Source organism: Kouleothrix sp. 19917 (genome assembly GCF_057073505.1).
The window spans coordinates 6,609,932-6,631,520 of record NZ_CP097099.1; the positions used below are offsets into that span (position 1 = coordinate 6,609,932).

Annotated in this window: 20 protein-coding genes; 10 read left to right on the forward strand and 10 right to left on the reverse strand. The window is 64.4% G+C overall.

The features are described 5' to 3' along the window. Positions 1 to 90: 90 nt before the first annotated feature. Positions 91 to 1,176, reverse strand: coding sequence for an SdrD B-like domain-containing protein (locus M1P90_RS26785; RefSeq protein WP_483698675.1), 1,086 nt, complete (start codon positions 1,174 to 1,176; stop codon positions 91 to 93). Positions 1,177 to 1,383: 207 nt separating this feature from the next. Between M1P90_RS26785 and M1P90_RS26790 the strand changes: the two genes are divergently transcribed. The 3 genes from M1P90_RS26790 to M1P90_RS26800 all read left to right on the forward strand — a co-directional run bounded on the left by M1P90_RS26790 (position 1,384) and on the right by M1P90_RS26800 (position 4,658). Beyond that, a complete protein-coding gene (locus M1P90_RS26790) occupies positions 1,384 to 2,418 on the forward strand; it encodes a LacI family DNA-binding transcriptional regulator (protein WP_483698676.1) in 1,035 nt (344 codons plus the stop codon). Between the two features lie 326 nt (positions 2,419 to 2,744). Beyond that, the gene (locus tag M1P90_RS26795) at positions 2,745 to 2,993 is read left to right on the forward strand and encodes a hypothetical protein (RefSeq protein ID WP_483698677.1); all 249 of its coding nucleotides are present in this window, start codon (positions 2,745 to 2,747) and stop codon (positions 2,991 to 2,993) included. A 186-nt stretch (positions 2,994 to 3,179) separates the two neighbouring features. Next, positions 3,180 to 4,658, forward strand: coding sequence for a serine hydrolase domain-containing protein (locus M1P90_RS26800; RefSeq protein ID WP_483698678.1), 1,479 nt, complete (start codon positions 3,180 to 3,182; stop codon positions 4,656 to 4,658). A 205-nt stretch (positions 4,659 to 4,863) separates the two neighbouring features. Here the strand turns inward: M1P90_RS26800 and M1P90_RS26805 are convergent, their stop codons facing one another. The 6 genes from M1P90_RS26805 to tyrS form a co-directional block, all read right to left on the reverse strand. Then, complete coding sequence (locus M1P90_RS26805; RefSeq protein WP_483698680.1) at positions 4,864 to 5,997, reverse strand: glucose-6-phosphate dehydrogenase assembly protein OpcA; 1,134 nt, start codon at positions 5,995 to 5,997, stop codon at positions 4,864 to 4,866. Further along, positions 5,994 to 7,058, reverse strand: a complete 1,065-nt coding sequence (locus tag M1P90_RS26810; protein ID WP_483698681.1) for an MFS transporter — start codon at positions 7,056 to 7,058, stop codon at positions 5,994 to 5,996. Before M1P90_RS26810 ends, M1P90_RS26805 begins: the two co-directional genes overlap by 4 nt. Positions 7,059 to 7,175: 117 nt before the next feature. Next, complete coding sequence (locus tag M1P90_RS26815; protein WP_483698682.1) at positions 7,176 to 7,640, reverse strand: hypothetical protein; 465 nt, start codon at positions 7,638 to 7,640, stop codon at positions 7,176 to 7,178. Between the two features lie 86 nt (positions 7,641 to 7,726). Next, positions 7,727 to 9,265 carry a glucose-6-phosphate dehydrogenase gene (zwf, locus tag M1P90_RS26820; protein ID WP_483698683.1) on the reverse strand — a complete coding sequence of 513 codons (1,539 nt, stop codon included), beginning with the start codon at positions 9,263 to 9,265 and terminating at the stop codon, positions 7,727 to 7,729. Positions 9,266 to 9,508: 243 nt separating this feature from the next. Then, positions 9,509 to 10,123: a M48 metallopeptidase family protein gene (locus tag M1P90_RS26825; RefSeq protein WP_483698685.1), complete on the reverse strand. Its 615-nt coding sequence runs from the start codon at positions 10,121 to 10,123 to the stop codon at positions 9,509 to 9,511. Positions 10,124 to 10,364: 241 nt separating this feature from the next. Next, positions 10,365 to 11,540 carry a tyrosine--tRNA ligase gene (gene tyrS, locus M1P90_RS26830; RefSeq protein WP_483698686.1) on the reverse strand — a complete coding sequence of 392 codons (1,176 nt, stop codon included), beginning with the start codon at positions 11,538 to 11,540 and terminating at the stop codon, positions 10,365 to 10,367. Between the two features lie 422 nt (positions 11,541 to 11,962). On the opposite strand from tyrS, the gene M1P90_RS26835 reads away from it, so the two are divergent. Together M1P90_RS26835 and M1P90_RS26840 are read left to right on the forward strand one after the other, a co-directional pair. Next, entirely contained in the window at positions 11,963 to 12,496 is a 534-nt protein-coding gene (locus M1P90_RS26835) for a class I SAM-dependent methyltransferase (RefSeq protein ID WP_483698687.1), read from the forward strand. Positions 12,497 to 12,811: 315 nt separating this feature from the next. Beyond that, complete coding sequence (locus tag M1P90_RS26840) at positions 12,812 to 13,768, forward strand: FAD-dependent oxidoreductase (protein WP_483698688.1); 957 nt, start codon at positions 12,812 to 12,814, stop codon at positions 13,766 to 13,768. Between the two features lie 27 nt (positions 13,769 to 13,795). On the opposite strand, the gene M1P90_RS26845 is transcribed toward M1P90_RS26840, so the two are convergent. Continuing rightward, the gene (locus M1P90_RS26845; protein ID WP_483698689.1) at positions 13,796 to 14,200 is read right to left on the reverse strand and encodes a response regulator; all 405 of its coding nucleotides are present in this window, start codon (positions 14,198 to 14,200) and stop codon (positions 13,796 to 13,798) included. Positions 14,201 to 14,541: 341 nt separating this feature from the next. Between M1P90_RS26845 and M1P90_RS26850 the strand changes: the two genes are divergently transcribed. Both M1P90_RS26850 and dcd read left to right on the forward strand, forming a co-directional pair. After that, entirely contained in the window at positions 14,542 to 14,958 is a 417-nt protein-coding gene (locus tag M1P90_RS26850) for a hypothetical protein (protein WP_483698690.1), read from the forward strand. A gap of 69 nt (positions 14,959 to 15,027) precedes the next feature. After that, a complete protein-coding gene (gene dcd, locus M1P90_RS26855; RefSeq protein ID WP_483698691.1) occupies positions 15,028 to 15,582 on the forward strand; it encodes a dCTP deaminase in 555 nt (184 codons plus the stop codon). Between the two features lie 334 nt (positions 15,583 to 15,916). On the opposite strand, the gene M1P90_RS26860 is transcribed toward dcd, so the two are convergent. Next, positions 15,917 to 16,687 carry a hypothetical protein gene (locus tag M1P90_RS26860; RefSeq protein ID WP_483698692.1) on the reverse strand — a complete coding sequence of 257 codons (771 nt, stop codon included), beginning with the start codon at positions 16,685 to 16,687 and terminating at the stop codon, positions 15,917 to 15,919. Between the two features lie 85 nt (positions 16,688 to 16,772). Further along, positions 16,773 to 18,434: an ABC transporter substrate-binding protein gene (locus tag M1P90_RS26865; RefSeq protein WP_483698693.1), complete on the reverse strand. Its 1,662-nt coding sequence runs from the start codon at positions 18,432 to 18,434 to the stop codon at positions 16,773 to 16,775. 420 nt (positions 18,435 to 18,854) lie between these two features. On the opposite strand from M1P90_RS26865, the gene M1P90_RS26870 reads away from it, so the two are divergent. The 3 genes from M1P90_RS26870 to M1P90_RS26880 all read left to right on the forward strand — a co-directional run bounded on the left by M1P90_RS26870 (position 18,855) and on the right by M1P90_RS26880 (position 21,572). Beyond that, the gene (locus tag M1P90_RS26870; RefSeq protein WP_483698695.1) at positions 18,855 to 19,892 is read left to right on the forward strand and encodes a CehA/McbA family metallohydrolase; all 1,038 of its coding nucleotides are present in this window, start codon (positions 18,855 to 18,857) and stop codon (positions 19,890 to 19,892) included. Between the two features lie 237 nt (positions 19,893 to 20,129). Continuing rightward, on the forward strand, positions 20,130 to 20,474 hold the full coding sequence (locus M1P90_RS26875) for a hypothetical protein (RefSeq protein WP_483698696.1): 345 nt from the start codon (positions 20,130 to 20,132) through the stop codon (positions 20,472 to 20,474). A gap of 15 nt (positions 20,475 to 20,489) precedes the next feature. Next, entirely contained in the window at positions 20,490 to 21,572 is a 1,083-nt protein-coding gene (locus M1P90_RS26880; protein ID WP_483698697.1) for a M20 family metallopeptidase, read from the forward strand. Positions 21,573 to 21,589: the final 17 nt, after the last annotated feature.

A 21,589-nucleotide genomic window follows, 5' to 3' on the forward strand; every position in this document is an offset into this window, starting at 1 on the left:
CCTTCCTGAGCGAAATACACGCTGTGCCATTTCGCGTGGCACCCCAGCGCAGGCCGAAACTCAGTTTCGGCCTGCGCTGTTGTTGGCTTGCTAGCGCCGCGCCTGCGGGATGTACACGCGTGGTGACAGTGGGCTGGCGCCGGTAAGTGTGGCGGTGGGCGTGCGAGTGGCAGTGGCTGTGGGCGTGCGAGTGGCAGTGGCTGTGGGCGTGCGGGTTGCAGTGGCTGTGGGCGTGGCCGGCACGTGGATCAGGCCAGCATCCTTGCTGGAGATGCTGATGACATTCGAGGCAAGCGTGAAAACGTCGGTAAAGCCAAAATCGATGCCGCTGGCGTTGATATCGCTATCGGCAAGGTCGGAACCGCCCACGTCTTTGGGCGCGAAACCGGCGCCGCCTGGCAGAAGCACGCGCACCCGGTAATCGCCGGGCACGGGCGCGATGAGCGAGTAATTGCCGTTTGCGTTTGTGGTTGCACTATCGATGAGATCATTCTTGGCGCTATTCCAGAGCTGCACGGTAATGCCGTTCAGGCCAGGCTCGCCAGCATCCTGCACGCCATTGGCGTTGGTGTCGTTCCACACAAAGTTGCCAATGTTGATGGGGGTTGGCGTGCGGGTTGGCGTGGGCGGCCGATACACGACAATGCCCGCGTCGATGCTGGAGATGCTAATGACGTTCGACGCAATCGTATAGATGTCGGTAAAGCCAAGATCGGTGCCGGCAGGGTTGATATCGCTGTCGGTGAGGTCGGAGCTGCCGGCGTCTTTCGGCGAAAAATGATCGTTCGAATGGGGCAGCAGCACGCGAATGCGAAACTGGCCCGGCCCGGCCGATTGCAGTGTGTAGTTGCCGTTGAAGTTGGTGGTAGTGCTTGCGATGAATTGCGTTTTTGCGCCGTTCCAAAGCTGTACCTGTACGCCGGCCAGCCCAGGCTCGCCAGCATCCTGCACGCCGTCGGCGTCGCGATCATCCCACACCAGGTTGCCGAAGTTGACCGGCGTGGGCGTGCGCGTGGGTGTGCGCGTTGGCGTGGCAGTTTGAAGTGGAACAAAAGTAACCAGGCTGGGCAGGGATGCGTCGATGCGGCGCGGGATGGGGCTGGCTTCGGAAGCTGCCCAAACAAGCGCCATGCTGGCGGCGGCGAGCGCTGTGGGTGAGAAGAGTGGGTTGCGCATGTGCATTGGTGGCGCGATCTATAGCTTTGCTGCCAACATCGCGCAATAGAGCCAACGCGGCGGGTTTTGCGCTGGCGGCCAGAATAAAGATGCAGGCACATGCATCATAGCACGCCGGGCAAGGCCATAGCCATACGCGCTACGATTGTGTATCGTGTACCGGGCCTGGCGGCGGGCTCGTGTTATAATGGCGCGACAGGAGCAAGCATGGCAAAAGTCACTATTTCCCAGATCGCGAAAGAAGCGGGCGTTTCGAAGACGGCGGTGTCGTTTGCGTTTAACGACCCGACGCAGCTCGCGCCTGCGACGGTGCGCCACATCCGCGAGATCGCTGAGCGCCTGGGCTACACGCCCGACCCGATTGCGCGCAGCATGACCACGCGGCGCACGAATGCGCTGGGCTTGCTGCTGCCACAAGACATTGCGACCGCGCTGGCGAACCCGTTCTACGCGCAGTTTATTCGCGGGATGGGGCATGTGTGCGGGCGCGTGGGCCTGACGCTGATGCTGGTGCCGCCGCTGTGGGGCTCGATGATGAAGGCTATTCCGCACGCCACCGTCGATGGCTTTGTGGTGGTGGGCCTGGAAGTCGACCGCGGCGAAATTCAGCTGATGCGGCGGCGCGACGTGCCGTTTGTGATGGTTGATAGCGAAGCGCCCGCCGACGTGCTGAGCGTGAATGTCGACGACCGCAGCGGCGCGCAGATGGCGATGGAGCATGTGCTTGCGCGCGGCCACCGCCAGATCGCGATTGTGGCGATTGAGTCGGGCAAGGGCGGGCATACCGAGGAATACACCGGCACGCTGGCCGCGCGCCTGGGCGGCTACCGCGCCGCGCTTGATGCCTATGGCCTCGCGCTCGACGGCCCGCAGGTGCAGCTGATCGAAGCGCCAACCAGCTGGGCGGGCGGGCGCGCCGCCTTTGCGCAGCTGTGGGATGGCCCGCAGCGCCCAACCGCTATTGTGGCAATGAGCGACATTATTGCGATTGGCGCGATGGAAGCCGCGATCGAGCAAAATCTGCAATTGCCACGCGACCTGTCGGTGGTGGGCTTCGACGACCTGCCCGACGCGCACTATATGCGCCCGGGGCTGACCACGGTGCGCCAGCCGGTAGAGGAAAAGGGCGTGCTGGCCGCCGAGGTGCTGGTGGCCGCGCTGCAACGCGAGCACGCGCTCGATCACCACATCCTGCCGTGCGAGCTGGTGGTGCGCCAGTCGGTGGCCGACCTGGCGGGGTAGAAGAATACCGATCTCGCCACAAAGACTCGAAGATACGAAGGTAATAGGGTGAGATGGATTTTTTGTGCAACGTTTGTCTCGCGCTACGCCCGGCCGTAAACGACCGGGCTACATTGACAAAGCCCGCTGAAGCGGGCTCTCTATGCACCACATCCAAGCCCGCTTCAGCGGGCGTCGCTTGGTAGCGTGGTGGCTTCAGCCCCGCGCCGCAGACAGATCCCTCACACCCAAGGCAACATAAAAAACGTTGAGTCTTCGTGTCTTTGTGGCAAACTATCGGCTTTTTGCAGCTATACGGGCAGCGAGAAGTCTAGAAAGAGACGGCGATGATCATTCTTGGCGCATTGATTGTGTTGGGCGCGGCGCTGGCCTTTCTGGTGGTGGGCGCGCTGGCGCTGTTTGGCGGCGCGAATGCGACACAGGCACAGGTGGTGCCCGGCTTCCGGCCGGACCGCCCCGGCCCGGCTGAGCGCGCGCTGACGCTGCTGAGCGTGTGGGGGCCGGTGGCGCTGATTGCGCTGCTGTGCCTGCTGGCGGCGATCAAGATGCTGCAAATGGCGATCGCTGCCTTCTAAGCCTTTGGGTGGCAGGAACAGTCCACAGATTACGCAGATTACGCAGACAGAGCAATTGTGCGTGAACGTGTGCCTTTGCTCATTGATTGCCTCACGATCCTTTCGTCCTTCATCTTTGGTCCTTCGTCTCTCAGTCCTTCGTCCCTTCCTCCTCCCCATATTCCACACTGGTAGAAAGAAGCAACCATGAGCCCATCATCCCGCCTGCCGCGCGCGACGCCCGAGTCGCAGGGCGTTGACTCGGCTGCGATTGCGCACTGGCTGCGCGCCGCCGACGAACGAATTCGCCTGCACCACAGCTTTCTGCTGCTGCGGCACGGCCACGTCATTGCCGAAGGAAGCTGGCAGCCCTACGAGCCGGCCGCGCCGCACGTGCTATTTTCGCTTTCGAAAAGCTTCACATCCAGCGCGGTGGGCATGGCCGTGGCCGAAGGCCTGCTCAGCGTCGACGACCCGGTGACGCGCTTTTTCCCCGAGCTGCTGCCCGCCGACGTGAGCGAAAATCTGGCGGCAATGCGCGTGCACCACCTGCTGAGCATGACCACCGGCCACGATTTCGATACAACCTGGGAGATGGTGCAATCGCCCGATGGCGACTGGGCGCGCAAATTCCTCTCGTTCCCGGTGGCGCGCGAGCCGGGCACGTTCTTCCTGTACAACACGGGCGCGACGTATATGCTTTCGGCGATTGTGCAGCGCCTGACTGGCCAGAAGCTGATCGACTATCTGGGGCCGCGCCTGTTTGCGCCGCTGGGCATGGAAGGCATGGGCTGGATGGAAGACCCGCAGGGCGTCAACACTGGCGGCTGGGGCATGAGCGCGCGCGTCGAGGATATTGCCTGCTTTGGGCAGCTGTACCTGCAGCGCGGCGCGTGGCGTGGCCAGCAGCTGATCGACGCGGGGTGGGTGGAACAGGCCACGCGCAAGCAAACCTACTCGGGCGACGAGGGCAATGCGGGCGTGAGCGACTGGGAGCAGGGCTATGGCTACCAGTTCTGGCGCTGCCACCACAACGCCTATCGCGGCGATGGCGCGTTCGGGCAGTATTGCGTGGTCATACCCGAGCACGATGTCGTGATTGCGATCACGTCGGGCCTGGGCGATATGCAGGAGCCGCTGAACTTGATCTGGGAGCATTTGCTGCCAGCGTTTGGTTCCGCGCCGATGCCAGAAAACCCGGCGGCGCAGGCCGCGTTGGCCGATGTCGTGGGCGGGCTGGTGGCGCCGCTGCCGGCAGGGGAAAGTATTTCGCCACTGGAGCGCGCGCTCGATGGGAAGGTATTTACGCTTGCGCCGCACCCGACTGGCGTTGAGGCACTCGGTTTTGCGTTTGCGCCCGGCTACTGCACGCTGACGGTGCGCAAAGAAGGGGTTGATTACCCGGTTGAGCTGGGGCGTGGCGTGTGGCGGCCCGGCACAACCGGCGCGACGGCGGCGTTTTTCCCCGGCACGCCAATGATGAATGCGGCGACGTTTCCGAAAGAGAGTGCGGCGGCGGCGTGGAGCGCGCCCGATACGCTGCTGCTCGATGTGCGGCACTATGCCCTGCCGCTGCACTATACGCTAAGCTGCCAGTTTGCGGGCGACAGCGTGGTGGCGCAATTAACCCCAGGCCAGCGCTTTGGCGAAGAAACGATTGCGCCGCTGGAGGGAACGAGCGCGTGATCGCGTGGGACTGAAGCCGCCGCGTTTACCGCCAAGAGCCAAATGAATGAGCCACAGAGAACACCGAGATCACTGAGCAGTAAAACCAAACTCAGTGCGCTCTGTGCGCTTTGTGGCTCAACTGATCTGGCCTTTGCAATAGGAGCGCGTGATCGCGTGGAGCGTGGGCGCTGCGGGGCATGAGCCGAGGCGCAGCGCACGCGCGCTACCTCCCTTTTCCCAACATTTCCGCCGCAATCGCCGCCGACTCGGCAAAGGTCTGGTCGTGGCCGAGCAGGCGCAGCTCTTCGCCCAGCAGGTCGGCTTCGCTCTGGCGCTCCAGGCGCACGCGGCGCTCCAGCGCGGGGATGCCGCTCACCTCGGCGCGGGCGACTGCGCAGTTCGGCACGACGTCGCGGGCGACGCTGAAGGTGGCCCGCGGGGCATCCAGCCGCAACGCCGCCAGCCGGTCGAGCGCGTCGTCCTTGGGCGCGGCCGGGCGCAGGGTGGCCAGCACCGCACCGCCATCGGGGCGGCGCAGGCGCACGCTCGAGGCGTCGCCATCGTCGAGCAGCGGAGTTGCGACGCGCCAGCCGAGCCGCGCCGCCAGCCAGCCCACCAGCAGCAGCGCCTGGCTGCGGTCGCTGCCGCTGGCCTGCGCCTCGTAGTCGATCGTGACGCCGGTGATTTCGGCGAGGTGCGCGACCTGGGCGGGCGCGTCGAAGAACTGGGCGGTCAGCTCGCGCCAGGGCGTCAGCCGGCTCCACGACAGGTCGCTGATGTGCATGCCGCCGGCCAGCAGCTCCGCCATTTTGGAGAGCCCGGCCTCGGGCGCGTCGAAGGTTGCGCTATCCACCACCACGCGGTTGATCATGTCGCCAAACTTGGCGAAGCGCGGGTCGTCGAATGGCTCGCCCGCGATCCACCACAGCATCACCGGCACGTCGGGCACCAGCAGCGGCAGCAGGGTGTAGGGCACGCGGTCAAGCGCGGGGCCGTGCGCCTCGATGGTGATCTGCTCGCCGCAGACGCGCGGGCGGCCGTGCGCCGGTAGAGTGCAGTGCGCCTGCACCCAGGCTTCCAGCGTATCGCCGGGGGCGTGCGGCATGGCGTTGATGACGATGGCGCGGTGCGGGTGGCGCAGCGTCAGGCGCGCGGCAGTTTCGGTGGCGCGCTCAGATTCGGCCCCGCCACGCGTGACGATCACGAGATTGAGCACGCGGGTGCGTGTGACGCTGTGGCGCTGGTCGGCCTGCTGGTCGGTTTCCTGTTTCCACAGGGCGTTCAGCTCGCGCTCGATTGCGCGTATGTCAATGGCGGAACGCTCGCTGAGCGGCGCGGGAGATGCGGGTGTGGTCATAGCTGCCTCGCTTGCGATACGGAAGTTTCCGGCCGGCGGGATGCTGCGCGCCGCCCGAGCGCCCACCACACGGCCAGCGCCGCGGCCAGCAGCGTGCCAGCCGCCACCGTGGGTGAACTCGGAATCGCGCCAAATCCGCCAAGCTGTGGCAAGCCGCCGACGGCTACGGCCAGGCCGAGCACCAGCCCCGTGGCAGTAGCGGGCCGGCCCGGCAGGAGGCGCGCAGCCACCGCAATGCCCACCGGCGTAGCCGATTGGAGCAGCGCCGCGCCAGCCAGCAGCGCAACAGTGTGATCCTTGCCCAGCGCCAGCAAAGGCGCGGCAGCCAGCAGCGCCAGCGTGGCCCAGCGGCGCCAGCCCAGCCAGTCGGCCAGCGCGCCGCCCGCGATTTTGCCGAGCGCTGCCGCCACAGCCATCGCAATCAGCAGATCCCAGCGGCCAGCAAACACCAGCTGCAGGCTGCTCCATACTGCCGAGCGCAACGCAATGCCGGCCAGCAGCGCCAGCATCACCAGGTCGTGTGGCTCGAAGGTTGGCGCGGCGTGGGCTGCTTCGGCGGGCGGGGTGGCGGGCAGCCAGGCAATCGCGCCAGCCAGCGCGGCCAGCAGCGCCAGCGCCGGCCCGGTGGCAGCGATGCCAGCTGCAGCCAGCGCGCCACCCACGGCCAAGCCGACAACGCCCGGCGCGGCAAAGACGCCCGGTCCGCTGGCGCGGCCCTGTGTCGCCGCCAGCGCCAGCGCGCCCCCACCCACGTGAAAGGCGGCCGATCCCAACCCGGCCAGCAGCGCGGCGCCCTGCGGCCACGGCCCGGCCAGCAGCAGCGCGGCAGCCAGCAGCGCCAGCCCGGCCAGCGCCGCGCCACGCGGGCGTTCCAGCCGGTCGGCAACCATGCCGGCGAACGGCTGCGCGCCAAAGGCCAGAATGTTGTAAAGCAGCACCAGCAGCGCCACCTGCGCCAGCGGCATGCGCGGTGCAAAGCCGCCCAGCAGCAAGCCAGCCGCGCCGTCGGCGGCGCCGTGCGCCAGGCCCAGGGTAAGCGGAAGCGCGATGCGTCGGTTCATACAGCACCTAACGGCGGAGGACGAAAGACGAAGGACCAAGGACGAATGACGACGGACGACCGACCAAGAACTGGTTGTCAGCGGTCGGTTGTCGGTTGTCGCGTTCGCGCTTCTGCCCTACGTAAAATTCCAGATCCACACAATGCCGCCCACTGCCAACAGCACATACGACACGACATTGGCGGCGATCACCGCATCCCAGGTGAGCCGCGCAGGCAATTTGCGGTAGTAGAACAGGAAAATGCCCTCAATAAGAATCGACGCGATGCCAGCAAGCACAAACCCCAGCAGCGGCGAAACCGCAAAGCCGCACTGTTCGGCGCGCTGTGCGCCATCGGCGCTCACCTGCACGGTGCAGCTATACAGGGTGTTATAGAACAGGAATGCCCCGATCACGCCAATGACTGTGGAGACGATATTCGCCAGCGCCGAGTCGCGCAGGGCCAGGCCAATCGAGCCCCACTTCATCAGCCACATCACCACGCCTTCGACCAGGATGATTGGAAACAAAATGAACAGGCCGGCGATTAGCCCGCCGAACGCGATAATCGGGCCAACCGCCACGTCGCCAAGAACTCCCATAACAGACTCCCACTCCCTCTGCGAAACAGACTACACTCCGGGCACATCGTTCGGCAATCGCATCTCCCACGGCCACGCCCGCGCGGCTACAGCCGCCGCCACGCGCGCCATTCCTTGCCAAGCAATGCGTCAGCCGCCTTTGGCCCCCATGTGCCGGCATCGTAATTCGGGAACGCGGGCGGGGCCGTTTGCGCCCAGCCCTGGTGAATTGGCGTGATCAGCGACCACGAGGCTTCGACTTCGTCGCTGCGCGTGAACAGGGTTGAATCGCCCAGCATGGCGTCGAGCAGCAGGCGCTCGTAGGCCTCGGGCGACTCCACGCCAAACGCGGCGTTGTAGCGGAAGTCCATCGTCACCGGGCGGATCTGGTTGACCTGCCCGGGTACTTTCGAGTCGAAGCGCAGCGTGATGCCTTCGTCGGGCTGCACTTGCATGGCCAGCACATTCGGCTCGATATCGCTGAGCGGCCCGCTGTCGAACAACATCAGCGGCGCGGAGCGGAACTGAATGGCGATCTCGCTGACGCGCTTGGGCAGGCGCTTGCCAGTGCGCAGCAGAAAGGGCACGCCGGCCCAGCGCCAGTTGTCGATATAGAACTGCAGCGCCACGTAGGTTTCGGTGTTGGAATCGGGCGCGACGCCTTCTTCCTGCCGGTAGCCCGGCACTGCCTGCCCGCCCGCCGTGCCGGGGCCATACTGCCCGCGCACGGTAAACTGCTCAACCTGCTCGGGCGCGATTGGGCGGATGGCGCGCAGCACTTTCACCTTTTCGTCGCGCACGGCGTCGGCGCGGTAGCCGATTGGCGGCTCCATGGCGGTGAGTGTGAGCAGCTGCATCAGGTGGTTCTGCACCATGTCGCGCATCGCGCCGGCATGCTCGTAGTAGCCACCGCGCCCTTCCAGACCCACCGTTTCGGCCACGGTGATCTGGACATGATCGACATAACGACGGTCCCACAGTGGCTCGAAAATGCCGTTAGCAAAGCGGAACACCAGGATGTTCTGTACGGTCTCCTTGCCCAGGTAGTGGTCGATGCGATAGACCTGCGCCTCGCCGAAGACTTTATGCACCTCGGCGTTGAGCGCGCGGGCGCTGCCCAGGTCGCGGCCAAACGGCTTCTCGATGATGATGCGCGTCCAGCCTTCGCCGGGCGAGCGCGCCAGCCCGGCCGCGCCAAGCTGCTGAATGATCGTGGCGTAGGATTCGGGCGGCGTTGAGAGGTAGAACAGGCGGTTGCCGCTCGCGCCGCGCTGTTCGTCCAGCTCGCGCAGGCGCTCGGCGAGGTGCTGGTAGCCGGCCGGGTCGTCAAATGACGATTGCACATAGCTCACGCCCTGGGCGAAGCTATCCCACAGCGCCGGCTCGATGCCGCTGCGCGAAAATTCTTTGGCGTCGTTCAGCAGCGAGTCGCGGAAAAAGTCGTCGCTCCAGTCGCGCCGGGCGAAGCCCACCACGCTGAAGCCGGGCGGCAACAGCCGTTCGCGCTGGAGGTTGTAGAGCGCGGGCACCAGTTTGCGGTGCGTCAGGTCGCCGGTCGCGCCAAAAATCACGACGGTGCAGGGCTCGGGCGTGCGCTGCATGCGCAGGCCGGCGCGCAGTGGGTTGGAAGTGGCGGTTTCGCTCATAGGAAAGATGCGCTCCTACATTATTCACCACAGGGGCGCGGCGAGAATGATGGCATGGTTGTGTTCATGCTCATCTCGGTGCGCGCAGTGCCTCTGTAAAATAAATTTCTTTGCGCTCAGCTTCCAGGAAGCTCAGGCCAGTTTTGCATCAAGCTCCTTGCCACATTAGCTTCCTGGAATCTTGCCCGTTGTATACAAAAAACGTATTTTCAAGAGCACGCAGTGCCTCTGCGGTTCCAATATTTACTCGGCGCTGCCCCCATCGTCGTCGAGGTAGGCGTGTGCGCGTGTCAGCAATGCCCGCTCGACCGGCGGCAGCGTTTCCCAGTGGTGGCCCAGCCAGCTCACGCCGGCCAGAAAGGCGTCGGCGCGGTCGACATTCGGCTCGACCTGCCGCAGCAGCCGCCAGAAGCCCGGCCCGTGATCGAGATGAAAGACATGAGTCAGCTCGTGCGCGACCACGGCTTCCAGCACCCAGCGCGGCATGGCGCGCAGCGCGGCGTTGAGGCGGATGGTGCGCGTGGCCGCGCTGTAGCTGCCCCAGCGCGCCTGCTGCGTCGTCACAAACTGCACGGCATCGACGTTCGGGCGCTTTGGGAAGCGCTCGGCCACGTGCCGCGCCAGTGCCAGCGCATCGTCCTCGGCATTGATCTCGCGGGCGCGCACGCGCCGCACCAGCCGCCGCGCCAGGTCGGGAATGACCTGATCGAGCGTGGCCTGGGGCGTGTGCAGGGGCGCGCTCACGGCGAGGGTGGTGCCGCGCAGCCGGGCATTGATGTTCTTCACGCGCTTGCGCTCGATCACCAGGGAGAGGATGACGCCATCGATCGTGATTGTGGCCGGCGGGGTTTCTGACATGGCCGTATTATACTCGATTGGCCGGAGGAAAGGAGACGTTTTACCACGGAGACACGGAGGCACGGAGAAGTTAGAAGGTTTGCAGGTTGCAGGTTAGAAGGTTAGCGAGGGACGAGAGACAAAGGACGAAAGACGAAGGGCAAACGACCACCAGCGCGACATTCGTCGTTCGTCGGTGGTCGTTCGTCGTCCCAGCAGGGGTGTATTGCAATGCGCCCTGCTGGGACGCGCCGCAGGCGCCTTACCGCACGCGCACGAACTTGCGGCGGCCAACCTGCACCACCACCGGCTCGCCAGGGCTGAGCGCCATGTCGTAGCCGCCAACCTTTTCGCCGGCCACGCGCACGCCGCCGCCATCGATCAGGCGGCGCGCTTCGCTCTTGCTGGCGGCCAGCCCGCTGGCGATCATCACGTCCACAATATTTGTCGGCGCGGCGAGCACATGCTCGGGCATGTCCTCGGGAATCTCGCGCTCGCGGAAGCGCTTGATCCACTCGGCCTCGGCGGCGGGCGCGTCGGCTGGGCTGTGGAACTGCGCGACGATCTCGCGCGCCAGCCGCATCTTGAAGTCCATCGGGTTGGCGCTGCCGCTGGTAATTGCCTGCCGGATGGCGGCGACCTCTTCCAGCTCCACGTCGGTCAGCACCTCGAAGTAGAGCGGCAGCACGTCGTCGCTCATCGAGAGCACTTTGCTGTACATCTCGAACGGCGGCATCAGGATGTCGACCGTGTTGTTGAAGCTCTTGCCCATTTTGCGGCCGTCGGTGCCGGGGATGAGCGGCACCAGGAAAATATCCTGCGGCACCATGCCCGCCTGAGCCATCAGCTCGCGGCCGGCCAGGTTGTTGAACTTCTGGTCGGTGCCGCCAAACTCGACATCGGGCGTCACCATTACCGAGTCGTAGCCCTGCAGCATCGGGTACATCAGCTCAAGAATGGTCAGCCGCCCGCCTTCTTCGTAGCGCTTGCGGAAGGTTTCGTGCTGCAGCATCTGCGCCAGCGTGAAGCTGCCCGCCAGCTTCAGCGCCTTGCCCAGGTCGAAGGTGCCGAACCACTCGCTCTGAAAGCGCACCTCGGTGCGGTCGCGGTCGACGACCTTGAAAAACTGCTGCATGTACGTCTCGGCGTTCGAGCGCACAACCTCGGCGGTGAGCGGCGGGCGCGTCTCGTCGCGGCCACTTGGGTCGCCAATCTGCGCCGTCCAGTCGCCAACGATCAGCACAACCTGGTGGCCCATTTCCTGAAATTTGCGCAGCTTGCGCAGCCCAACCGCGTGGCCAATATGCATATCGGGCTTGGTCGGGTCGAAGCCCTGCTTGAGCCGCAGCGGGCGGTCGCCGGCCAGCTTGCGCCGCAGGTCGGCCTCGATCAGCACCTCGGCCACGCCGCGCGTCAGCAATTCGTCAATTGTGTTCATAGCGCGATTCCTTCTTCGTTCGGGTCGGCAGGCATAAAAAAACGTGGACCTCTGTCCACGTCGGTTCACGATCATTCGCGCAGCTAAGCGTGGAGCACAGGCCGATCACCCCAATGCGGGGTAATAATACTCCACTGTGTTGTGCGCGCTGCTTGTCATTGCGGTTGCTCCCCTAAGCGCGCCGATCGTAGCACGCGCCCCCGGCCTTGTCAAGCGCGACTTTCGGCGGGTCAGGGCCATATCAACGGTGGAACCAGAACGCGATCTATCCACAGATTTCGCAGATTCCACAGATATGAGATCGCCAATCTGCGTCATCTGCATAATCTGCGGATGAATTTTGGAACGTTGACATGATCTGTCGGTGTAGCGGGCGGCGCTTCTCGGGTACAATACGCGCGGCAGGCAGAAGCGAGGGAACTGTGGAACGCAGCGAAATGAAAGAGCTGATCCGCGCTGGTGTGGGCGCGGCGGGTGGCACCTGGGCCGAACTAGGTGCGGGCACAGGGAATTTCACATGGGCGCTGGCCGAGCTGCTGGGCGCGGATGGCACCGTCTACGCAATCGACCGCGACGACAAAGCAATTGATCGGCAGCGCGCGCTGCTGGCGGCCAGCGCTGCGCCAGCATACATCATTCCGCGCCAGGCCGACATCACGCGCCGTCTGGACTTGCCTGCGCTCGATGGCGTGCTGATGGCGAATGTGCTGCATTTCCTGCGTGACCAGCCGGCGGCGCTGCTGCTGGCGGCGAGTTACCTGCGCCCCGGCGGGCATGTCGTGCTGGTCGAGTACGACCTCGATGCGCCGCTGCGCTACGTTCCCTTTCCCGTGCCATTTGCGCGCTTTGCCGTGCTGGCCGCACAGGCCGGGCTGGAAGATGCTACGCAGATCGGCCGGCGCGTCTCACCTTCCTCGGGCGTGGCGATGTATGCCGCGCTGGCGCGCCGTGCGTAGTAGATATTGTAGGAGCGAAGCTCATCTTCACCCGGAGCAGGAATTTTACCACGGAGGCACGGAGACACGGAGTTTCAGGTTGCAGGTTTGCAGGTTGCTGGTTGCAGCCTCAACCCCAAAACCCCATACCCAAAACCCTATGCGGTTGCAGGTTTCCGTCACCTTCTAGGTCTTCGTGCCTTCGTGCCTTCGTGGTTTGGCCCATTCTCACCACTTCGTGTCTTTATGGTATTTCCAAAACAGCATCTGTGTAATCTGCGAAATCTGTGGATATATTTTCATGACCTCGTGGTCATTACAAACAGGAGAATCGCTGTGGAAACAGTTGTGATCGTTGGCGCGGGCGTGTCGGGCCTGTCGTGCGGCATTCGCCTGCTCGAAGCGGGCTACCACGCCGAGATCTGGGCGCGCGACCTGCCCGAGCGCACGACATCCAGCGTCGCGGCGGCGGTGTGGTACCCCTACAAAGCCTACCCGGAAGACCTGGTGGTGAGCTGGTCGGGCGCGACCTACAGCGAATTGATGGCACTGCGCGCCGACCCCGCCACCGGCATTCTGGTGCGCACCGGCTACGAAATCTTCCCGTGGGCGGTGGACGAGCCGTGGTGGCGGGCTGCCGTGCCGGGCTACCGGCGCATCAGCGCGGCCGAGCTGCCAGCCGGCTATGTCGATGGCTATGTCTTCGACGCGCCGGTGATCGAGATGCCGATATACCTGGGCTACTTGCAGCGCCGCTTCGAGCAGCTTGGCGGGCGCATCAGCGTGCGCACGCTGGCAAGCCTGAACGAGGCGCTGGCCGAGCACGCAACCGTGGTGAACTGTAGTGGCCTGGGCGCGCGCGAGCTGGCCGCCGATTCTTCGGTGTTCCCGATTCGCGGGCAGGTTGTGCGCGTGGCCCAGCCCGGCATCGAGCGCTTTGTGCTGGACGATTACGGGCCTGCTGGCGTGGCCTACATCGTGCCGCGCAGCACCGACTGCATCCTGGGCGGCACCGCCGACGATGGCGCAACCGAGCTTGCGCCCGACATGAGCACGGCGGAAGGGATTTTCGGGCGCTGCCTCGCGCTGGACGAGCGTTTGCGCGGCGCGACGGTTCTGGAGCACAAAGTGGGCTTGCGGCCGGGCCGGCCAACCGTGCGCCTGGAACGCGAAACGCCCGCCGAGGGGCAGGCAGTGGTGCACAACTATGGGCATGGTGGCGCGGGAATTACGCTTTCGTGGGGCTGCGCGGATGAGGTAGTGCGCCTGGTGGCGCAAGCGCGGCCGGCCTAGGCTCGCGCTGCAAAGGTGAGGAAGCTGCTACTCTTTGGTGCGCTCTTTCTTTGAGCCTGCCAGCGCCTGGGCCAGCATCTCGAGCAGCTTCTCCAGCTCAAACGGCTTTTCCAGCCACAGAATACCCTTGCTCGTCAGCGAAGCCTCGACTTCCTGCACCTGCCGCGTCGCCGCCGAGCACAGGATGAGCGGAATCGCGCGCGTCGCCGGGTCGAGGTAGAGCATGTCGAGCAGCGACCAGCCCGCCGGCATGTTATCGAACAGCAGGTCGCACACCACCACGTCGGGCTGGCTTTCCTTGATCTGCTCGAATGCGCCCTGATGCTTGGCAATCGTCGTCACCTCATAGCCTTCTTCGCTCAGGAAATCGGCCAGCAGGTTCAGAAAATCGCGGTGGTCGTTGACAACGGTCACACGTTTCGGTGTTGTCATGGGCAGCCTCGTTTGTTACGGCGGAGCTTCGAACCGCCATTGTAACGCGCTGTATCATATTATGCAAGCCGCATTGGAATGCCATAAACTGGCCTTTCTCGCCGCAACGACCCGCTGGCACCGCCATCGATTGCTTCGGAATCGGAAAATTCGCGCTTTCAGGAAAATGCAAAGAATTTCTGTAAAAAACGTGGCACTATTTGTGCAATAGGGATTGCAGAGATTTTCGGCAGAAGGAGGAAGGCGTGTTTTTACAATCAACGGCGATAAAGCGCGCTGCACCACTCCTCGTTAGTAGCGCGACAAGCGTGTACATCGTTTTGCGCGCGCGAAAGCTCAGCATGGCCGACCCATCGACCAGCAACCTGCTGCAGTTTGTGGGTGATCAGCCAGATCTCATTACTGTGCTGATAGGAATGCCAGTGTATTGGTACGTGGTGCATCGCCGCAATCAACTTGAACAACCGATGGATAGTGGCGTGATGCGCGGCAAGCGGGCGCAGCGTGTTCACTCGCTGCGGCAGGCGTTTTCGGCGCTGCTGCTCGGCACCGAGCTGCTGGCCCGCCGCGCCGACCATGCTAACCAGCCCGATCTGGCGCGCTTAGCGCGCCGGCTCAGCCGGGTGGTGCGGCAGGGAATCACCGACCTGCGCGCGCTGGGTGAGCCCTACCCGCCCGATTTGGAACGCATCTATGCCGCACAGCATCGCGCGCACAACGATGGCACGAACGGGCTGAACCAGGCTTATTTGCAGTAGTACCACAGGGCTGTGGGCCAGTGATGGTATAATCAGCGCTCCGATACCACACTACCGGAGGAGCCGAGCGTGACCATCAAATCCGACCGCTGGATTCGCCGAATGGCGCTTGAGCATGGCATGATCGAGCCGTTCGTCGAAAGCCAGGTGCGCCAGGGAGTGATCTCCTATGGCCTGTCTTCTTACGGCTACGACATGCGGATCGCAAATGAGTTCAAGGTCTTTACAAACGTGTATAACACGCTTGTCGACCCGAAACATTTCGATCCGCGTTCGTTTGTCGACATGACTGGCGACTACTGCGACATCCCGCCAAACTCGTTTGCGCTGGCGCGCACCGTCGAGTATTTCCGCATTCCCCGCAATGTGCTGGCGATCTGCCTCGGCAAATCGACCTACGCGCGCTGCGGGATTATTGTGAACACGACGCCCTTCGAACCCGGCTGGCGCGGCTATGTCACCATCGAGCTTTCCAACAGCACGCCGCTGCCCGCGCGCATTTACGCAAACGAGGGCATCGGGCAGGCGCTGTTCTTCGAAAGCGACGAAGATTGCGAAACGTCGTACGACGACAAGCAGGGCAAGTATCTCGATCAGGTTGGCGTCGTTCCGCCGCGTTTGTAGTGCGCGGGCGCTTGCCTTTCATTCGGCCAGAATGAACGAGCCACAGAGCGCACCGAGAGCACTGAGCAGGTAACTCCACGCTCAGTATTCTGGAAAATACGTTATTTCACACAACGGGCAAGCTTCCAGGAAGCTTATCTGAGTATCGGGTTGAAAGAAAACTGGCTTGAGCTTCCTGGCAGCTGAGTACAGGGAAAGTTATTTTCCAGAGTGCTCGGTGCGCTCTGTGGCTCAACTGATCAGCTTGTTGCTCTGAATTATGGTTGAAAAAAGCACGGCGCAGCCCGAACATTTTCTGTTCACGCTGCGCCGTGCTTTTTCGTAGCCCCGCCGCCTACCCCAGCGTTTCGATCCTGATTTCGGCAAGCTCAAGCCACTGCCCGGGCGCGTCGCTCAGGCCCCAGCCAAAGCGCCCGCGCGGCGTCGCCACCATCCACTGATTGTCGAGCCACGCCACAAAGCCCAGCGGCCCGCGTGGCGTGCAGTTGGTTTCCAGCACCGTCGTGCCATCAATCGCAAAGCGCGCGCCATCGCTGCGCCACTCAAGCGTGTAGCTGCGCCACGCCTCGGTTGGCGGCGCAACCGGCATTTCGGCAATGCGCAGGTCGCGCTGCACACGCGGCCACACGCGCCGCTGCAGCCCCGCCGACTGGTTGGCGAGCGTGACGGGCAGCGCCAGCGGCGCCCAGCGCAGCGCCCGCGCCGTGGTCGTGTCGATCGTGGCGGCCTTCCAGCCGTGGCCGGGCACGCCCAGCGCCAGCGGCATATCGCTCGGCGGCGCGGCGTGGAAGAACCAGATCGCGGCGGGGAGGGCTGGGCTACCGCCCAGCGGCGAAAACGGATTGTTCCAGAAACCAAAACCCGCCGTGCCAAGCAGCGGCCCCGAGGCACGCGCCCGCACTGTCATGCGCAGTGGCGGCCGCCACGGGAAATCGCGGCGCGGCAGGCCGGCATAATCGTCGATCTGCGCGTCGGCGTAGCGCGCCTGCCGCGCGCCGGCCAGCACGAGCCGCAGCCCGCCCGCGCCAAGCACAAGCTGCCCGCCGCCCGTCTGCGTTACACGCCAGCGCGGGTTCAGGCGCGGGCGAAAGCGTTCTTCGAGCATAGCAAAAAGGTTTGAGTGCTGAGTGTTGAATTTTGAGTTTTCCGATCTTCATTCAACACTCAAAACTCAGCATTCAACACTCGCGTCAGCGCCCGCCCGTCGTCACCAGCGTAAAGCGCACAATCCGGTCCTGCGCCAGCTCGGATTCGACCAGGCTGTTCGGGAACTTCGGGTCGAGCGTGGCAACCAGCAGGCGGTTCGGGTCGATGCCCTGCTGCGCCAGGAACTGCTGCACGCTAAAGGCGCGATCCTGTGCGAACGAGCGTATCTCTTCCTCGGTGAAGCGACCTTCCGGGCCGGGCCAGGCCGCGCTGCCCTCGATCTTCAGGTACAGGCGCGAAGAGCGCAGCACCGGCAGCACCTGCGCAGTCAGGTCGTTGGATGCCTGCTCGGTCAGGCGCGTGCTTTCGGGCTGGAAGTCGATCTTTTCCAGCGGCAGCTTCACCACGGCATCGGCGTTTTGCTGCTCTTCCGCCGAAAGCTGCGGCAGATCGACTTTCGCGGTGAGCAGGAAGGAATTGTTCACCGGCGGCTGCGTCGAGAACAGCGCGCTGTCGCGCGCCGAGCCAAGCGCAAAGCGGGTATCGACCAGCTGGTTCAGGTCGGTCTGTGGCGGCGTTTGCCCGGCCCGCGCCCACACGCCCTGCGCTTCGCTCAGGCGGCTCGTGAGCAGCTGCGGGCGCTGGAAGGCGATCTGGTTGGCGTTCAGCGTCGCCTGCGCCAGCTTCTCCAGCCCGGCCGCCAGGTCGCCCGGCTGCGCCACATACGACCAGTCGCCGTGCCCCCAGCCGATCAGCGCCTGCTCGGCGGCGGCGGGCGTGTCGGTCATTTCCTTCAGCGCCTCGAACCACGAGTCGTGAAACGCCTGCACCGCCTCGGCCTTGTTTTCGATGGCGGGGCGGCTCGAGATCAGCACGTCGAGAATGGCGCGCAGCTTGTCGGAGGCGATCAGCACCGCGCCGCCAGCCTGCTCGGCGTCCAGCACATCGGGCTCCCAGGCCGAAACCGCGTCGGCCTGACCGTCGACATACACCTTCACCGCGCTGGCAACATCGGGCTGCGGCACAAGGGTTACATCCTGCGGGCCAAGGCCAGCCAGGCTCAGCGCGTAGTAGAGGAAATATTCGCCAACGCTGCCCTCGCTATACGCGATGCGCTTGCCCTTCAAATCGTTGATCGTCGTGATTTCGGGCTTGGCCACCAGCTTGTCGGCACCCGCGCTCTCGTCGATCACGGTCGTGATCGCGCCAATCGAGGGGTCGGACTGGCGGGCAAAGCCGTCGAGCGTGGTGGCGAGCACATCCCACTCGCCGCTCTTGAGGTTGGCCCAGCGCTGTTCTTCCGGCACGTCGTTCTGCCCATCCAGGCCGAACGGCACTAGCTTCAGGTCGTAGCCGCGCTTTTTCAGCAAACCCTCGACCTCGACCAGAATGCCGGGGTAGTAGGTTGGGAAGGCATCGAAGGCGAACGTGACCGTGCCTTTGCTGGCCGCGTCGGCGGCGACCGTGGGCGCGGGCGCGTTGGGCGCTGCAGTCGGCGCTGCGCTGGCTGCCGTGGCTGCGGGCGCGTTCGGCGCGGCTGTTGCACCACTGCCGGCTGCGGTTGGCGCGGGCTGGCCGCCAGCCGGGGTAGACGTGGCGATCACAATAATGGGCGCTTGCGTGGGTGTGGCCTGGCTCAGCGGGTTGCACGCGGCCAGGGCCAGCAGCACAATCAGCGCCAGCGGGAGAATTCGCGCGATGCGCATGGGATGCTCCTTCGTGGCAGGTGCGCCGCCCAACCAAAGCGCGGGCGGCGGCGAGGAATCTGCTGCAGGTATTGTACCAGCATCGCGCCGCGCCTGAACGATGCTGCTGCGCGTGCATGGCTAGGCTCACACGAATAGCCACAGAAGGCACCGAGAGCACAGAGAAGAATGCTCAAACTCAGTGTGCTCAGTGCTCTCTGTGGCTCGGGCCTGGCGCGTAGAACGGAAGCCGCCGCAAGCCGTGGGGCTGAAGCCCTCGGCTGCACCTGCAAAGGCCGCCTACGCGGCCTGGCAGAGCCTGCGAAGGCAGGCTTTGCTGCAATCTAGCCTGCTGCTTTAGCGGCTGGTCATGGGCGAAGCCGCCGCAAGCCGGTGTGGTATACTTGCGCCACCAGCAACACACAGCAAGGAAGCAGCGCAATGCACTATTCTCCTGGCGCACTGCATATGCATACAACCTACTCCGACGGCTCGGGCTCGGTGGAAGACCTCGTGCGCGCGGCGCGCGGCGCGGGCCTGGAGTGGATCATTCTGACCGACCACGATACCCTTGGCGGCAAGCACTACGAAGGCTGGCACGACGGCGTGCTGCTCGTTGTCGACCACGAGATCACACCCGACCGCAACCACTTTCTGGCGCTGAATGTCGACGAAGTAGTTGACAACACGCTCGCGCCGCAGGATTTTGTCGATGCGGTGTATGCGCGCGGCGGTTTTGGCATTATTGCCCACCCCGACGAGCGCGTGAAAAACGACTTCAAGGACATCTACCGCTGGGACGACTGGGCGGTCGATGGCCCGCGCGAGCGCGACGGCCGGCCGGTTGGCATCGAGCTGTGGAACCACCTGAGCGAATGGGGCGAGCACCTGACGCGGCGCAACAAAGAGCTGATGTACTTCTTCCCGCACCTCGCGCTGCATGGCCCAACCAGCGACACGCTGGCGTGGTGGGATCGGCTGAACATGGCCGGCAAGCGCACCTTTGGCGTGGGCGGCATCGACGTGCACGCGATCAAGCGCAAAGCGCCGTGGGGCGAGATCGAGGTCTTCCCCTACCAGTGGACCTTTGGCACGCTGACGAACTACCTGCTGCTCGACGCGCCGCTTCCCACCGACGTCTCTGCTGCCATGAATCAGGTGTACGGCGCGCTGGCCGCCGGTCGCTCATATTTCCTGAACCGGCGCGACGGCGCATGCCCGGCGCTCGGTTTCTACGCCGAACAGGGCGGCCAGCGCTGCGAGATCGGCTCGACCCCGCGCCTGCGCGATGGCGCGCTCACGATTAGCGCCGACGTGGGCAGCGCCGCCGACCTGCGCCTGATTGGCAACGGGCGGCTGGCCGCGCGCAGCAATCGCGCCTTCCGCTACGACGTGCGCGAGCCGGGCGTGTACCGCCTGGAAGCCTCGCGCAAGGGCCGGCAGTGGCTGTTCAGCAACCCAATCTATGTGGAGAAATGAGGCCAGGAGTCAGGAGACAGGAGTCAGAATAGGATTCCCATTCCGAGGTCTTCGCGAAAAATTATAATCAGCTCCCCTGTGTGTATTTTTCCGCGCGTAGCGTGGAAAAATACACAATAATAATAAAATACCTTGCTGCCGCAGGCTAAAGGCCATAAACCGCGTCAGGCCTGGCCTGAGGTGACACAAAAACACTAACCCACGTAATCGACGCCGATTGCAACAGCGGAGCAGCTGATGGACAACGAACGTCCCCGCGCACGCCGGCCGCGCTCCATGCGCGCCGCGATGGTGTTCGCAAGCATTGTGCTGATGGGCAGTCTGGGGCTGTGCATGGCTGGTGGCATGGCCCTGCGCCTGCGCAGCGCGCCGCTGCCAAACATCGCCCGCCAGCTTGGCCCGGTGCGCGTGGTGGCGCACGAAACCGTGCTGCCGCAGTGCGCGTTCGGCATGCCCTGCGCCTCGCCGCTGCGCTCGTTCCGCCCAGCCGAGCAGCGCTACTATGTCGTGTGGCTGATGGTGCGCTGGCCCGGCTCGCCGCCGCTAATACACCGGCTGCTGGCCCAGCCACTTCGTAGCTGAGAGAAAGATAGCCCCATGAGTGATGCCTCGCTTCGCGATGACCTTGTTCGCCTGACCTCGGAGCTGATCGCCATCCCTTCCACCGACGACCGGCCCGACCAGCTGCAGGCGGTAATCGACTATGCCGAGCGCTACGCGCAGGCGCTGCCGGGCGTGTTTGTGCACCGCGTCGAGCACGAAGGCAAGCCCAGCCTGATCGCTACACTGCGCGACACGCGCGCGCCGAAATTTATGTTCAACGCACACCTCGACGTCGTGGCCGCGCGGCCCGAGCAGTTCACGCCCACCGTGCGCGAGGGCCGCATCTATGGGCGCGCCAGCCAGGACATGAAAGGCTCGGGCGCGGTGCTGCTGCGCCTGATGCGCGACCTGGCCGCCCAGCCCGCGCCGCCCGATGTGGGCTTTATGTTTGTGAGCGACGAAGAAATTGGCGGCGAGCGCGGCACCGGCTACCTGGCCGAGCAGGGCTGGAGCTGCCAGTTCTTCCTGGCTGCCGAGCCAACCGACATGCAAATTTGCTATGCGCAGAAGGGCGTGCTGTGGGTCGAAGCGACGCTGGCAGGCAAGCCCGCGCACGGCTCGCGCCCGTGGGATGGCACGAATGCGATTGCCGCGCTGCGCGACGGGCTGGTTGCGCTGGAGCAGCGTTTCCCCACACCCGACGAGCCGGCCTGGCTTACGACGGTGGTGCCAACCGTGGTGCAGGGCGGCGCAACCAGCAACCGTCTGCCTGAAGACGTACATATTATCTTCGATGTGCGCCACGTGCCCGACGAGCAGCCCGACCAGATTATTGCCGCCATGCAGGAGTGCTTCGCCGGCCCGGTGAAACTGGTGCGTGGCGGCTCGCCGCTCAACACCGACCCGGCCGACGGCTTTGTGCAGCAGCTCGCCGCCGCATACGAAGCCGTGGCCGGCCAGCCTGCGCAGCTCTACCGCGAGCACTTCGCCTCGGATGCACGTTTCTACAGCGACTTGCAAATCCCAGCGGTGTGCTTTGGGCCGGTGGGCGCGGGGCTGCACTCCGATGAAGAATGGGTGTCGATCGACAGCCTGGTGGAGCTGTACAATGTGCTGGCGCGCTTTGTGGCAGGTTAAACGAGTTTGCAGGTTGC

What these genes read in the sequence shown, in the direction of transcription:
- M1P90_RS26845 (WP_483698689.1), bottom strand. Translation starts at nt 14,200, where the DNA reads ATGACAACACCGAAACGTGTGACCGTTGTCAACGACCACCGCGATTTT.
- tyrS (WP_483698686.1), bottom strand. Translation starts at nt 11,540, where the DNA reads ATGAACACAATTGACGAATTGCTGACGCGCGGCGTGGCCGAGGTGCTG.
- M1P90_RS26865 (WP_483698693.1), bottom strand. Translation starts at nt 18,434, where the DNA reads ATGCGCATCGCGCGAATTCTCCCGCTGGCGCTGATTGTGCTGCTGGCC.
- M1P90_RS26850 (WP_483698690.1), top strand. Translation starts at nt 14,542, where the DNA reads ATGGCCGACCCATCGACCAGCAACCTGCTGCAGTTTGTGGGTGATCAG.
- M1P90_RS26810 (WP_483698681.1), bottom strand. Translation starts at nt 7,058, where the DNA reads ATGAACCGACGCATCGCGCTTCCGCTTACCCTGGGCCTGGCGCACGGC.
- M1P90_RS26805 (WP_483698680.1), bottom strand. Translation starts at nt 5,997, where the DNA reads ATGACCACACCCGCATCTCCCGCGCCGCTCAGCGAGCGTTCCGCCATT.
- M1P90_RS26795 (WP_483698677.1), top strand. Translation starts at nt 2,745, where the DNA reads ATGATCATTCTTGGCGCATTGATTGTGTTGGGCGCGGCGCTGGCCTTT.
- M1P90_RS26880 (WP_483698697.1), top strand. Translation starts at nt 20,490, where the DNA reads ATGAGTGATGCCTCGCTTCGCGATGACCTTGTTCGCCTGACCTCGGAG.
- M1P90_RS26815 (WP_483698682.1), bottom strand. Translation starts at nt 7,640, where the DNA reads ATGGGAGTTCTTGGCGACGTGGCGGTTGGCCCGATTATCGCGTTCGGC.
- M1P90_RS26860 (WP_483698692.1), bottom strand. Translation starts at nt 16,687, where the DNA reads ATGCTCGAAGAACGCTTTCGCCCGCGCCTGAACCCGCGCTGGCGTGTA.
- M1P90_RS26875 (WP_483698696.1), top strand. Translation starts at nt 20,130, where the DNA reads ATGGACAACGAACGTCCCCGCGCACGCCGGCCGCGCTCCATGCGCGCC.
- M1P90_RS26785 (WP_483698675.1), bottom strand. Translation starts at nt 1,176, where the DNA reads ATGCGCAACCCACTCTTCTCACCCACAGCGCTCGCCGCCGCCAGCATG.
- zwf (WP_483698683.1), bottom strand. Translation starts at nt 9,265, where the DNA reads ATGAGCGAAACCGCCACTTCCAACCCACTGCGCGCCGGCCTGCGCATG.
- M1P90_RS26870 (WP_483698695.1), top strand. Translation starts at nt 18,855, where the DNA reads ATGCACTATTCTCCTGGCGCACTGCATATGCATACAACCTACTCCGAC.
- M1P90_RS26800 (WP_483698678.1), top strand. Translation starts at nt 3,180, where the DNA reads ATGAGCCCATCATCCCGCCTGCCGCGCGCGACGCCCGAGTCGCAGGGC.
- M1P90_RS26825 (WP_483698685.1), bottom strand. Translation starts at nt 10,123, where the DNA reads ATGTCAGAAACCCCGCCGGCCACAATCACGATCGATGGCGTCATCCTC.
- M1P90_RS26790 (WP_483698676.1), top strand. Translation starts at nt 1,384, where the DNA reads ATGGCAAAAGTCACTATTTCCCAGATCGCGAAAGAAGCGGGCGTTTCG.